The organism is Mycobacteroides sp. PCS013, assembly GCF_049532645.1.
In the GTDB taxonomy this organism is placed as follows: Bacteria; Actinomycetota; Actinomycetes; order Mycobacteriales; family Mycobacteriaceae; genus Mycobacterium; species Mycobacterium gwanakae.
Genome location: NZ_CP150131.1, coordinates 1414593 through 1427387 on the forward strand (window position 1 = coordinate 1414593; position 12795 = coordinate 1427387).

General features: G+C 66.0%; 12 protein-coding genes. 9 read left to right on the top strand and 3 right to left on the bottom strand.

Going from position 1 to position 12795, the window contains the following annotated elements:
* The first annotated feature begins 10 nt into the window (after nt 1-10).
* Entirely contained in the window at nt 11-781 is a 771-nt protein-coding gene (locus tag RHO23_RS06830; RefSeq protein WP_064408712.1) for a rhomboid-like protein, read from the top strand.
* Here RHO23_RS06830 and RHO23_RS06835 read toward each other — a convergent pair.
* The 3 genes from RHO23_RS06835 to RHO23_RS06845 are packed head-to-tail and all read right to left on the bottom strand — an operon-like array spanning nt 738 to nt 3194.
* Nucleotides 738-1241, bottom strand: a complete 504-nt coding sequence (locus RHO23_RS06835) for a methylated-DNA--[protein]-cysteine S-methyltransferase (protein ID WP_423488841.1) — start codon at nt 1239-1241, stop codon at nt 738-740. The genes RHO23_RS06830 and RHO23_RS06835 overlap by 44 nt on opposite strands.
* The gene (locus RHO23_RS06840) at nt 1238-2719 is read right to left on the bottom strand and encodes an Ada metal-binding domain-containing protein (protein ID WP_423488842.1); all 1482 of its coding nucleotides are present in this window, start codon (nt 2717-2719) and stop codon (nt 1238-1240) included. Before RHO23_RS06840 ends, RHO23_RS06835 begins: the two co-directional genes overlap by 4 nt.
* A 49-nt stretch (nt 2720-2768) precedes the next feature.
* Nucleotides 2769-3194 (bottom strand): DUF6653 family protein, encoded by a 426-nt coding sequence (locus RHO23_RS06845; protein WP_423488843.1) that lies wholly within the window; start codon nt 3192-3194, stop codon nt 2769-2771.
* Between the two features lie 83 nt (nt 3195-3277).
* On the opposite strand from RHO23_RS06845, the gene pheS reads away from it, so the two are divergent.
* The 8 genes from pheS (at nt 3278) to RHO23_RS06885 (ending at nt 12790) form a co-directional block, all read left to right on the top strand.
* Nucleotides 3278-4333, top strand: a complete 1056-nt coding sequence (pheS, locus tag RHO23_RS06850) for a phenylalanine--tRNA ligase subunit alpha (protein WP_423488844.1) — start codon at nt 3278-3280, stop codon at nt 4331-4333.
* The gene (gene pheT / locus RHO23_RS06855) at nt 4333-6807 is read left to right on the top strand and encodes a phenylalanine--tRNA ligase subunit beta (protein WP_423488845.1); all 2475 of its coding nucleotides are present in this window, start codon (nt 4333-4335) and stop codon (nt 6805-6807) included. The genes pheS and pheT overlap by 1 nt, the downstream gene beginning before the upstream one ends.
* A 258-nt stretch (nt 6808-7065) precedes the next feature.
* Complete coding sequence (argC, locus tag RHO23_RS06860; protein ID WP_030098046.1) at nt 7066-8109, top strand: N-acetyl-gamma-glutamyl-phosphate reductase; 1044 nt, start codon at nt 7066-7068, stop codon at nt 8107-8109.
* Nucleotides 8106-9314, top strand: coding sequence for a bifunctional glutamate N-acetyltransferase/amino-acid acetyltransferase ArgJ (argJ, locus tag RHO23_RS06865; RefSeq protein WP_423488846.1), 1209 nt, complete (start codon nt 8106-8108; stop codon nt 9312-9314). Before argC ends, argJ begins: the two co-directional genes overlap by 4 nt.
* Complete coding sequence (argB, locus tag RHO23_RS06870) at nt 9311-10180, top strand: acetylglutamate kinase (RefSeq protein ID WP_030098044.1); 870 nt, start codon at nt 9311-9313, stop codon at nt 10178-10180. The genes argJ and argB overlap by 4 nt, the downstream gene beginning before the upstream one ends.
* The gene (locus RHO23_RS06875; RefSeq protein ID WP_423488847.1) at nt 10177-11367 is read left to right on the top strand and encodes an acetylornithine transaminase; all 1191 of its coding nucleotides are present in this window, start codon (nt 10177-10179) and stop codon (nt 11365-11367) included. The genes argB and RHO23_RS06875 overlap by 4 nt, the downstream gene beginning before the upstream one ends.
* Nucleotides 11364-12305, top strand: a complete 942-nt coding sequence (gene argF, locus RHO23_RS06880) for an ornithine carbamoyltransferase (protein WP_064408719.1) — start codon at nt 11364-11366, stop codon at nt 12303-12305. Before RHO23_RS06875 ends, argF begins: the two co-directional genes overlap by 4 nt.
* Nucleotides 12302-12790, top strand: coding sequence for an arginine repressor (locus RHO23_RS06885; protein WP_423488848.1), 489 nt, complete (start codon nt 12302-12304; stop codon nt 12788-12790). Before argF ends, RHO23_RS06885 begins: the two co-directional genes overlap by 4 nt.
* Nucleotides 12791-12795 lie beyond the last annotated feature (5 nt).

Consider the following 12795-nt stretch of genomic DNA (forward strand, 5'->3'; position numbering starts at 1 on the left):
ATCATGGATCATGCGGAGAGTCTGGGCCGCGCTTGTCCGGCTGCGGGTCACCATCGGTTACGCGGTTGCGCTGGTAGCAGTCGCCACCGTGCTGGTGATCGAGGGGCCGCGGATGCAAGACCGGGTGATCGCTCATGCGAGCACCAATCTGCACAATCTGCACCAGGGACGCCTGGGCACCCTCATCGGCAGTGCCTTTGTGACCGACGCCGGACCAATCTACCTGTGGCTTCCCGGCCTGATCTGCATCCTTGCCCTGGCTGAACTGCAGTGGCACAGTGGGCGTTTGGCGCTGACCTTCGTGCTCGGTCATATCGGGGCGACCCTCATCGTGGGAGTCGGAACCGCACTGGCCATCTGGATGCACTGGGCCCCGATAACCATCGCGCGGGCCAGCGATGTGGGGATGAGCTACGGGACAGCCGCTGTTGTCGGCGCACTCACCGCATCGATTCCGCCGCGCTGGCGTGGCTCGTGGATGTCCGGCTGGATCGCCGTCGGCGCCGTATCCATCGCGTGCAATCAGACGTTCACCGAGGTGGGGCACCTCACGGCATTTCTCCTCGGCATGCTCGCGGCGCACACGCTGTCCCTGCACGCACCGCATTGGTCCGTACTCCGATTGCTGCTCTTAGGATTTGGTGGACTATTCGCCCTGATGATGTTCTCCGAGGACGCCCAGACTCTTGCGGCGGCGGTGCCCGCCGCGATAGCCGCGGTGCTCATCAGTCAATGGGTCAGGTCCCGGCGGGAGCCTCGTGATCAAGTAGCCATCGCTTGATCGGAAGCCCATAGCGGAAGCCTCCCAGTGCGCCGCCGATGCGGTACACCCGGTGGCACGGTACGAACAGCGCCGCCGCATTCCGGGCGCAGGCACTGGCGGCCGCACGGACCGCCGCGGGCCGTCCGGCGCGCACGGCGAACTCGCTGTAGGTGATCGGCGCCTCGGGATCGACCTGTCGCAGCACATCCCAGGCGTGCATGAGGAAGTCCCCGGAACGCTGGGTGACGGGGATCGAGTCGATGGCGGTCAGATCGCCCGCGTGGTAGTCGGTGACAGCCTTGGACACCTTGCCGAGATCGCGTTTGCGGTTCAGTTCCCGCGGGCGCAACGCCGGATGTATCAACGCATGCAGTAGTTCGGGGGAGTCCGTCCATCCCGATGCCAGGACCGTCCCCGATCCGTCGACGATGGCGGTGAACGGTCCCGCCGGGGTGGTGAGAGTCGAGTAGTCGCTCACGAGATTCCTTTCTGTGCGCGAATGCGCGGACGGGGTAGCGCAGTGATTCCCTTGCGCCACAGGTGCATAGATACATAAGACCGCCACGGCGAGCAGTCGCGGGCAGCTGCGAGGTCTATCCCCTCTGCTGCTGCGCCGCGGCGCAGCACCAGATCGTGCTCGAGGAGAACGTCTGGATCGGCGAGTTGACGCATCACCACGTAGTCAGCGGTCCACGGTCCGATTCCCTTGATCTCCAATAGTTGCCGGCGCATGTCGGCGGCGTTCATGCCGTGATGCAACTCCAGCTTGCCGGTCGCGAGCCTGTCGGCGGCCCCGACGATCGCGGCGATCCGGGCCGCAGGTCCCGCCATCACCTCCGTACCGGCGGCGGCGACTGCGTCGGGGGTGGGAAACAGACGTGTCACCCGCCCGGTCGTGTCGGCCACCTCCTCGCCGAGTTCGGCAACGAGGTGTGCCGTAGCGGTATTGGCCGCGGACACCGAAATCTGCTGTCCGATCATGGTGCGCAACAGCAGCTCTGACCCGTCGACTGTCCCCGGCACCCGGATGCCGGGAGCCTCGGCGACAAGTGGGGCCAGCGCTGGGTGAGACAGCAGTGCGTCATCCACTGCCGCGGGGTCGGCATCCAGGTCAAGAAGGTGGCGCAGGCGGGCCACTGCGGGCGCGAGGTCACGCATATCGGAGAGTTGTAGGTCCGCGCGCACCTGATCGACGTCTACCGTCAGGGTCGCAACGACGGGACCGTGGGGCATCCTCAGTGCTCGGGTGTACCGTCCCTCGGCAAAATCCTCGACTCCGCGCGCGCAATGATGCTCCAACAGCCAGATCGACCAAGCGACGTTATGGGGTTGCCGCAGAGGAAGTTTCAGGCTGACGCCGCCGGGCATCGGTGCCGATGTGAGACTCGCTGCGCGGGGGAGCTCGGCGCGTAGTTTCGACGGTGTCGTCGCGAACACCGCGGCGATCGTGTCGTTGAACTGCCGGATACTGGAAAACCCGGCCGCAAAGGCAATGTCGGACATGGCCAGTTCGGTCCGCTGAATGAGCAGACGTGCTGTGGTGGCGCGATTGGCGCGCGCCAGGGCCAGCGGGCTTGCGCCGAGCTCGGCGAGTAGAACCCTGTTGAGCTGACGGCTCGAGTACCCGAGGGCACGGGCCAAACCATCCACGCCATCGCGCTCGACCACGCCGTCACCAATAAGACGCATCGCTCGAACAGCTAAGTCGGACTTGATATTCCACAATGGCGATCCGGGTGCCGCGTCCGGCAGGCACCGTCGGCAGGCTCGATAGCCCTCGGCCTGCGCCGAGGCGGCGGTGGGATGGAACGAGACATTCTGGCGCTTCGGGGTGATGGCCGGGCAGGACGGCCGGCAGTAGATGCCGGTGGTGCGCACGGCCGTATAGAACTGGCCGTCGAATCGTGTGTCACGGGACTGCACGGCCCGGTAACAGGCCTCCGCGTCAAGTTCCATGCTTCGAGCATGCCCGCGGTCCCACCGCAGCGCTAGCGGAAATCGGACATTACCGTCTGGACTGATTTGCCTCCCAGATGTGGGCGTAGCGCCGCCAGGCCAGCAGCGTGATCGTCATCGACAGTGCGGTACCTGCCGTCGCCCCGGTCCCTGAACGCCGCCAGGCGGCTATCAATGCCGAGATCAGCGCGGTGCCGCCGACAATGCCCAACACGGTGAGGGCGGTATCCGACGTAGGTCTGGTCATCCAGATCTCTTCACCGCGTATGGCACGAGTGGCAAAGGAGTTGTTGTCCCGGGGCGGCGGGGTCACCACCGGGTTGATGGCGAGCCACGCAGCGATGGGGACGGCCCAACGCCATCGCCGGGTCCATACCGGAACGAGCAACAGCGGTGTCGTTGCCCAACGGGACCACGCACTGATCGGATGGCAATGTCTTTCGAAGATCCAGCGGCGCACTGCTTCGCCATTCACCCGCTCAACACTAGGCGGTGCGGTGGTGCCCGCCGGGCATGACCGCACGGTGGTTAACCCGCCTTACCCTATGATCGGCATCCGTGGCTGATCACTCGCAGGACCCTTCAGTGGAACCATCAGAGAGAGCTCTGACGAGCGCCGTTGATGCTGCTCGCGCGGCCTTTGACGGCGCCGGTGACCTGGATGCCCTCGCGCAGGCAAAGGTTGACCATCTGGGGGAGAAGTCGCCGCTGGCGCTCGCGCGGCAGGCGCTGGGCGCGCTGCCGAAGGAGCAACGGGCTGAGGCCGGAAAGCTTGTCAACGCCGTACGCACCCAGGCGCAACAGGCGTACGACATCCGGTTGGAGGTACTGCGCGCCGAACGTGATGCCGCCGTGCTGGTCGCGGAGCGTGTCGATGTGACCCTGCCGTCGACGCGCCAGACGATCGGAGCGCGCCACCCGATCACCATCCTGTCCGAACACATTGCGGACACCTTCGTAGCGATGGGGTGGGAGGTGGCGGACGGCCCCGAGGTGGAGACCGAACACTTCAACTTCGATGCCCTCAACTTCTTGCCCGACCACCCGGCTCGCAGCACACAGGACACCTTCTACATCGCCCCCGAGGAGTCGCGGCAGGTGTTGCGCACGCACACCTCGCCGGTTCAGGTCCGTACCCTGTTGGCGCGCGAGCTGCCCGTCTACGTGATCTCGCTGGGGCGCGCCTTCCGCACCGATGAAATCGATGCGACGCACCTGCCCGCCTTCCATCAGGTGGAGGGGCTCGCCGTGGATCGCGGGCTGACCCTGGCCAACCTCAAGGGCACGCTCGACGCCTTCGCACGGGCCATGTTCGGGGCGCAGGCACACACCCGGATGCGGCCGCACTTCTTCCCGTTCACCGAACCCTCCGCCGAGGTGGACGTCTGGTTCGAGAACAAGAAGGGCGGGGCCGGCTGGGTTGAATGGGGAGGCTGCGGCATGGTGAATCCGAATGTGCTGCGGGCCAGTGGTATTGATCCCGAAAAATACAGCGGCTTCGCGTTTGGCATGGGGCTGGAACGAACCTTGCAGTTCCGCAACGGGCTGCCCGACATGCGCGACATGATCGAAGGCGACGTACGCTTCAGCCTCCCGTTCGGGGTGAGTGCCTGATGCGTATTCCCTACAGCTGGCTTATCGAGGTCCTGCGGGTCGGTGCCCCGGAGTTCGCCGCCACCCCGGCGAGTATCGAGGAAACGCTGATCCGCATCGGTCACGAGGTGGAAGAGGTAATCGTTCCCGGTCCGGTTACCGGACCGCTGGTGATCGGACGCGTCGCCCAGATCACCGAACTCACCGACTTCAAAAAGCCGATCCGGTTTTGCCTGGTGGACGTAGGCGAAGCCGAGTCTCGTGAGATTGTCTGTGGTGCATCGAACTTCGCCGTCAACGACCTCGTGGTGGTGGCACTCCCGGGCGTCACGCTGCCCGGCGACTTCACCATCGCGACACGAAAGACCTACGGACACACCTCCGACGGGATGATCTGCTCGACGACCGAGCTGGGTCTCGGCTCGGACTCGTCGGGCATTCTGGTGCTGCCGCCGGGAACCGCCGATCCCGGTGCCGACGCCGGCGAGGTGGTCGGGCTGGACGATGTCATCTTCGATCTGTCGATCACTCCGGATCGCGGATACTGCCTGTCCGTTCGCGGGCTGGCCCGCGATCTGGCTTGTGCGTACGACCTGGATTTCGCCGATCCAGCTGCGGTAGAGCCGCTCCCGGCCGACAAGCCCTCGCTGCCGGTACATATCGACGCCGGTACCGGGGTCAAATGCTTCGGGTTGCGCCCGGTGATCGGCATCGATCCGGCGGCGGTGTCGCCGTGGTGGCTGCAGCGACGGCTGATGCTCTGTGGAATCCGGGCCATATCGCCTGCGGTGGACGCCACCAACTACGTGATGCTCGAGATCGGGCATCCCATGCACGCGCATGACAAGGCGCGGATCAGCGGGGATTTCCGGGTGCGATTCGCGACACCCGGCGAGACGGTTATCACCCTCGACGATGTGCAACGCAAGCTTGAACCCGGCGACGTTCTGATCGCCGACGATGCCGGTGTGACCGCCATCGGCGGTGTCATGGGCGCCGGAAGCACCGAGATGCGCGAAGACTCCACTGACGTGCTCCTCGAAGCCGCGGTATGGGATCCGGCCGCGGTACTGCGCACCCAGCGTCGGCTACACCTGCACAGCGAGGCGGGACGTCGCTACGAGCGTTCCGTGGATCCCGCGATATCCGTTGCCGCGCTGGATCGTTGTGCGTCTCTACTGCGTGACATAGCAGGGGGCAGCACGCCCGCCGAACTCACCGATTGGTCGGCCGACGGCCAGGCTCGATCAGAGATTGTCATGGCCACCGACCTGCCCGCGCGCATTGCCGGGATCGACTACGCCGACGGGGTGGTGGAACACCGCCTCCGGCAGATCGGTGCCGAGGTGGCGGTGGAGGGCGACACCCTGCGGGTCACACCGCCGAGCTGGCGTCCGGACATCACCGAGGGTGCGGACCTGGTGGAGGAGGTGCTGCGACTCGAAGGACTGGAAGATATCCCGTCGATTCTGCCCGCGGCACCACAAGGCGGTGGCCTCACCGCGCCGCAACGCCGTCGCCGTGCGGTGGGGAAGTCCTTGGCGCTCAGCGGATACACCGAGATCCTGCCGATGCCCTTCCTGCCTGCCGGTGTGTTCGACGAGTGGGGCCTGGATCAGGACGATCCGCGCCGACGTACCACAAAGGTTCTCAACCCGCTGGAATCCGATCGCCCCGAACTGGCCAGCACGCTCTTACCTGGGGTGCTTGAGGCGTTGTCGCGCAATATTTCTCGCGGAACCGTCGACGTCGCGTTGTTCACTATCGGTCAGGTTGTCCGGCCAACCGAGACGACCCGGGCGATCCCGCTGCTCGACGTGACGGATCGCCCCTCCGAGGCCGAGCTCAGTGCATTGTTTGAGTCTCTGCCCGCGCAGCCCGTCCATGTGGCACTTGTGCTGACGGGGGCGCGCGAGCCGAATGGGCCGTGGGGGCGCGGGCGCGCCGCCGATGTCACCGACGTGCTGGAAGCTGCCCGGATCATCGGGCGGGCCGCCTATGTGGACCTGTCGCTGCGGGCCGGCAGTGAATTGCCGTGGCATCCGGGGCGGTGCGCGGAGATTGTGGCCGATGGCCAGGTTGTCGGGCATGCCGGCGAATTGCACCCGGCGGTCATCGAACGGCTCGGGCTGCCCAAACGCACATGTGCCCTGGAGCTGAGCCTCGATGCGCTTCCCCTCACCAATCCGCTTCCCGCGCCACGGATCTCGCCTTTCCCGGCAGTTTTTCAGGACGTTTCGCTGGTGGTCGCCGAAACGGTGCCCGCCGATGCGGTCACCGAGGCGCTGCGCGCCGGGGCGGGTGAGTTGATCGAAGAGGTGCGTCTGGTGGAGGTTTACACCGGGCCGCAGGTGGGCGAAGGCAACAAATCGTTGAACTTCCGGCTGCGTTTCCGGGCAACCGACCGCACCCTGACAGAAGACGAGGCCACCGCCGCACGGATAACGGCGGTGGCCTCTGCGGCCGAGCGTGTTGGGGCAACCCAACGCACCTAGCAGGTCTTACTGTCCTCGGCGCTGGTCAGCCTGCTCGCGGTGCTGCTCCTGGCGCTGACGATCGGCACGATCCGACATGGAAGGCTCCCTTCTCGTTCTCGCTCGTTATCAACTGCCGACGCTATTCGCCAGCTACCTCCACCGTAACCGTGGGAACGGGGCATCACACCGTTTAGCTCAAGTTGAGGTTGATCGCGTGTCCAAAAGACCTGTCGAATATATTTGCGCTTGACTGCATAATGATACAGAATTGCGGCTATGACTACTGGGTTCTCGGTCGCGGTCGCCGGTGCCAGCGGATATGCCGGCGGTGAGATTCTGCGCCTGCTGCTCGCACATCCGGCATACGCCGCGGGCCGCCTGCGCATCGGGGTGCTGACGGCTGGTTCGAACGCCGGCAGCAGCCTCATCGAGCATCACCCGAATCTCACGCCGTTGGCTGACCACAAACTACAGCCCACCGATCCCAAGCTGTTGCGGGGGCATGACGTGGTGTTCCTGGCATTGCCGCACGGGTCTTCGGCCAAGATTGCCGACGAGCTGGGGCCGCAGACCCTCATCATCGACTGTGGCGCCGACTTCCGGCTGACCGATGCCGCCGCATGGCAGCGTTACTACGGCTCGAAACATGCGGGGAGCTGGCCGTATGGCTTACCAGAGCTTTCCGGTGCACGTGCGGCCCTGCACGGCACCAAGCGTGTAGCGGTTCCGGGCTGCTATCCGACGGCAGCACTGTTGGCGTTATCTCCTGCGGTCACCGCAGGACTCGTGGATCCGACGGTCACCGTGGTCGCGGTGAGTGGCACCACGGGCGCCGGACGCGCCCCCAAGGCCGACCTGCTGGCCTCCGAGGTCATGGGATCGGCTCGCGCCTACAACATCGCCGGCGCGCATCGGCACACTCCGGAGATCGCTCAGGGGCTGAATCATCCGTCGGGCAAGCCGGTCACCGTCTCCTTCACGCCCGTACTCATCCCCATGCCCCGCGGCATCCTCGCTACGTGTACGGCGCCAACCAGTGCGACCCTGGCCGAGATCCGGGACGCATATCAGGAGGCATACCGCGATGAGCCGTTCATCCACGTGCTTCCCGAGGGGCAGTTGCCCACCACCAAGGCGGTATCCGGGAGCAACGCCGCGCACATCGGGCTGGCCGTCGACCCCGATGCGGGCGTGCTGGTGGCGATCGCGGCGATCGACAACCTGGTGAAGGGCACCGCAGGAGCCGCGATTCAATCCATGAACCTCGCACTCGGCTGGCCCGAGGGCGACGGCCTATCCATCGTGGGGGTAGCACCATGACCGAGAACAACTCGCCGTTAGTTCGGACGCAGGGCGTCACCGCGCCCGCCGGCTTCAAAGCGGCCGGAATCGCCGCCGGAATCAAGGTCTCAGGCAAGCCGGATCTTGCCCTGGTCTTCAACGAGGGGCCCGACTACGCCGCGGCGGGGGTGTTCACCCGCAACAAGGTCAAGGCCGCGCCCGTGCTGTGGTCGCAGCAGGTTCTCACCACGGGACGGCTGCGCGCCGTCATTCTCAACTCCGGTGGAGCGAATGCATGCACCGGGCCGGCCGGATTCCAGGACAGCCACGCCACCGCGGAGGAGGTCGCCAAGACGCTCAGCGACTGGGGCACCGAGACCGGGGCCGTCGAGGTGGCCGTGTGCTCCACCGGACTCATCGGTGACCGGTTGCCCATGGACAAGGTGCTGGCCGGGGTGCAGGAAATCGTGCACGAGCTGGCGGGTGGCCTGGGCGGTGGCACCGACGCCGCGCACGCCATCATGACCACCGACACTGTGCCGAAAGAGGTTGCGCTGCATCATAAGGCCGGCTGGACAGTGGGCGGCATGGCCAAGGGCGCGGGCATGTTGGCGCCCTCCCTGGCCACCATGCTTGTGGTCATCACGACCGACGCCGCAGTGCCCGCCGCGCAGTTGGATTCCGCGTTGAGGGCGGCTACCGCGCGCACCTTCGACCGGCTCGACGTCGACGGCAGCTGTTCCACCAACGACACTGTGCTGCTGCTGGCCTCCGGGGCAAGCGAGATCACACCTGACGCAGAGGAATTCGCTGCGGCGGTAGCACGGGTCTGCGATGACCTCGCCGCGCAGCTGCAGTCCGATGCCGAGGGTGTCACCAAACGGATCCTGATCACCGTCACCGGAGCGGTCACCGAGGACGACGCGGTGTCCGCCGCCCGGACGGTGGCGCGCGACAGCCTTGTCAAGACCGCGCTGTTCGGCTCCGACCCCAACTGGGGCCGAGTGCTCGCCGCGGTCGGCATGGCCCCGATAGACCTCGACCCGGATCGCGTCACGGTGTCATTCAACGGAAACCTGGTATGCGCCAACTGCACCGGCGCTCCGGGCGCTCGTGAGATCGATCTGTCCGGGCCGGATGTCGAGGTACTCATCGACCTCGGCGCGGGGGATCAGCGGGCGACCATCCGGACCACCGATCTTTCGCATGCCTACGTCGAAGAGAATTCGGCGTACAGCTCATGAAGGCTCCCAAGAAAGCGCGCGTGCTCGCCGAGGCGCTGCCATGGCTCAAGAAGCTGCATGGCGCCATCGTCGTGATCAAGTACGGCGGCAACGCCATGACCGACGATGCGCTCAAGAACGCCTTCGCCGAAGACATGGTGTTCCTGCGCAACTGCGGCATCCACCCCGTCGTCGTGCACGGCGGCGGCCCGCAGATCACCTCGATGCTGAAAAAGCTTGGTGTTTCCGGAGAGTTCAAGGGCGGCTTCCGGGTCACCACACCGGAAGTGCTGGACATCGCGCGAATGGTGCTCTTCGGTCAGGTTGGCCGTGAGCTTGTCGGGTTGATCAACAGCCACGGGCCGTACGCGGTGGGGATCACGGGCGAGGATGCGCAGCTGTTCACGGCCGTGCGCCGTACCGCGACCGTAGATGGCGTCGAGACCGATATCGGGTTGGTCGGCGATGTGGCACAGGTGAACCCGGAAGCGATCCTTGACCTGATCGATGCCGGACGTATCCCGGTGGTATCTACCCTTGCCCCCGATGCGGATGGCGTGGTGCACAACCTCAACGCCGACACCGCCGCCGGCGCACTCGCCGAGGCCCTTGGCGCCGAGCGTCTCCTGATGCTCACCGATATCGAGGGCCTTTACACCGACTGGCCGGATCGGGGATCACTGGTGACCGCTATCGCCGCCGAGGATCTGCGCGGGCTTCTGCCCAGGCTGGAATCGGGCATGATTCCCAAGGTCGAGGCATGTCTGCGGGCGGTGGACGGCGGGGTGCCCAGCGCCCACATCATCGACGGGCGCGTCGAGCATTGCGTATTGGTCGAGCTATTCACCGACGAGGGCGTCGGGACACTTGTCAGGAGCCAATCATGAGCAACACCAGCGATACCCAGCAGCGCTGGGAACACGTCATGATGAACAACTACGGCACACCGCCGGTCGTCCTCGCCGAGGGAGACGGGGCCGTCGTCACCGATGTGGACGGCAAGCGGTACCTGGATCTGTTGGGCGGCATCGCCGTCAACGTCTTGGGTCACCGCAACCAGGCCGTCATCGATGCCGTCACGCACCAACTCTCGACGCTCGGCCACACCTCGAATCTGTATGCGACGGGCCCCGGCCTCGAGCTCTCCGAGGCGCTCGTCGCTCGGCTGGGAGTTCCGGGCAGGGTGTTCCTCTGCAATTCCGGCACCGAAGCCAACGAGGCCGCGTTCAAGCTGACTCGGCTTACCGGGCGCACCAAGGTAGTAGCGGCCGAAGGTGCCTTCCACGGCCGCACCATGGGATCGCTGGCGCTCACCGGCCAGCCGACCAAGCAGGCGCCGTTTGAGCCGTTGCCGGCGGGGGTTGTTCATGTACCGTACGGCGATCTCGCCGCCATCGAGTCGGTTGTCGACGGTGACACCGCAGCCGTCTTCCTGGAACCGATCATGGGCGAAGGCGGGGTGGTGGTTCCACCAGAGGGCTATCTCGCCGGGGTGCGTGAGATCACCGCGCGCCACGGCGCGCTGCTGGTGCTCGATGAGGTACAAACCGGAATCGGCCGCACCGGAACATTTTTCGCACACCAACAGGTGGGAATAACTCCCGATGTGGTCACCCTGGCCAAGGGGCTCGGCGGCGGTCTGCCGATCGGTGCCTGCATCGCGACCGGAGCTGCCGCAGAGCTGCTCACCCCGGGGCTGCACGGCAGCACGTTCGGAGGCAATCCCGTCTGCGCCGCCGCGGCCCTGGCGGTCCTGCGGGTTCTCGATGAGCAGAACCTCGTCGATCACGCTGCCGCGGCCGGGAAGTCGTTGAGCCATGCCATCGAAGGGCTGAACCATCCGCTGGTCGCGCGGGTACGCGGCGCGGGTCTGCTCCTGGGAATCGTCCTGAACGAGCAACGTGCCAAGGCGGCCGAGACAGCGGCGCGCGAGGCCGGCTTCCTGCTCAACGCCGCCGCGCCCGACGTGCTGCGTTTGGCCCCGCCGCTGATCCTCAGCGATGAACAGATTGAGGAGTTCGTCGCCGCGCTGCCCGGCATCCTCGACACCGCAGCAGAACAGGAGCTGGCATGAACCCGGCGGGAAGCATCCGACATTTTCTGCGGGACGACGATCTCTCACCTGCCGAGCAGGCCGAAGTCCTCACGCTGGCTGCCGAACTCAAGAAGGCGCCGTTCTCGCGGCGGCCGCTCGAGGGCCCGCAGGGGGTCGCCGTCATTTTCGAGAAGAACTCGACCCGGACGCGGTTCTCCTTCGAGATGGGCATAGCGCAGCTGGGTGGGCACGCCGTGGTGGTCGACAGCCGCACCACTCAGTTGGGGCGCGAGGAGACCCTCGAAGACACCGGACAGGTGTTGTCCCGTTATGTGGAAGCCATCGTGTGGCGCACCTACGCACAGGAACGCCTGACCGCCATGGCGAGCGGCGCCTCCGTCCCCATTGTCAATGCTCTGTCCGACGACTTTCACCCGTGCCAGGTGCTCGCGGATCTGCAGACATTGGCCGAGCGCAAGGGCTCGCTGGCCGGATTGCGACTGACGTATCTGGGTGACGGGGCCAACAACATGGCGCACTCGCTGATGGTCGGTGGCGTCACGGCAGGCATCCACGTGACGATTGCGGCGCCCAATGGGTTTGCACCGCATGGTAAGTACGTCGCCGAAGCCGAGCGGATCGCCGCGCACACCGGTGCGTCCGTCACCGTGACCGCTGACCCGCGAACCGGTTCCACCGGTGCCGACGTGCTCGTCACCGATGCGTGGACCTCGATGGGACAGGAGAACGACGGCCTCGACAGGGTGCGGCCGTTCCGGTCGTTCCAGGTGAACGAGGATCTGCTCGGGCTGGCGGATTCAGAAGCCGTTGTCCTGCACTGCCTTCCCGCGCATCGCGGCGAGGAGATCACCGATGAGGTGATCGACGGCCCGCGCAGTGCCGTGTGGGATGAAGCCGAGAACCGTCTACACGCCCAGAAGGCCCTGCTGGTGTGGCTGCTGGAGCAGCGGCGATGACAGCCTCACATGCCGCCGACACCCGAGCGGGGCGGCAGGCGCGCATCGTGGCGCTGCTGTCGACCCAGTCGGTGCGCAGCCAGGGTGAACTGGCCGCGCTGCTGGCGTCCGAGGGCATCGAAACCACGCAGGCCACCTTGTCCCGGGATCTCGACGAGCTCGGTGCCGTGAAACTTCGCGCTGCCGACGGCGGAGTGGGGGTGTACGTGGTGCCCGAGGACGGCAGTCCGGTGCGTGGAGTGTCCGGCGGCACCGACCGGCTCTCCCGGTTGCTGGGGGAGCTGCTGGTATCCACGGATGCCAGCGGTAATCTCGCGGTACTGCGCACGCCGCCGGGTGCTGCGCACTATCTCGCCAGCGCGATTGATCGCGCCGCATTGCCCGACGTTGTCGGGACCATCGCGGGGGATGACACCATTGCGGTGATCGCCCGCGAACCCTTGACCGGAGCCCAGCTCGCCGCACAGTTCGAACAGCTTGCTTAAGAGAG

Bases quoted from the DNA above. Each gene is read 5' to 3' on its own strand.
- argC (WP_030098046.1), top strand. From the start codon at position 7,066: ATGACTACTGGGTTCTCGGTCGCGGTCGCCGGTGCCAGCGGATATGCC.
- RHO23_RS06885 (WP_423488848.1), top strand. From the start codon at position 12,302: ATGACAGCCTCACATGCCGCCGACACCCGAGCGGGGCGGCAGGCGCGC.
- pheT (WP_423488845.1), top strand. From the start codon at position 4,333: ATGCGTATTCCCTACAGCTGGCTTATCGAGGTCCTGCGGGTCGGTGCC.
- RHO23_RS06875 (WP_423488847.1), top strand. From the start codon at position 10,177: ATGAGCAACACCAGCGATACCCAGCAGCGCTGGGAACACGTCATGATG.
- argB (WP_030098044.1), top strand. From the start codon at position 9,311: ATGAAGGCTCCCAAGAAAGCGCGCGTGCTCGCCGAGGCGCTGCCATGG.
- argJ (WP_423488846.1), top strand. From the start codon at position 8,106: ATGACCGAGAACAACTCGCCGTTAGTTCGGACGCAGGGCGTCACCGCG.
- RHO23_RS06830 (WP_064408712.1), top strand. From the start codon at position 11: ATGCGGAGAGTCTGGGCCGCGCTTGTCCGGCTGCGGGTCACCATCGGT.
- RHO23_RS06840 (WP_423488842.1), bottom strand. From the start codon at position 2,719: ATGGAACTTGACGCGGAGGCCTGTTACCGGGCCGTGCAGTCCCGTGAC.
- argF (WP_064408719.1), top strand. From the start codon at position 11,364: ATGAACCCGGCGGGAAGCATCCGACATTTTCTGCGGGACGACGATCTC.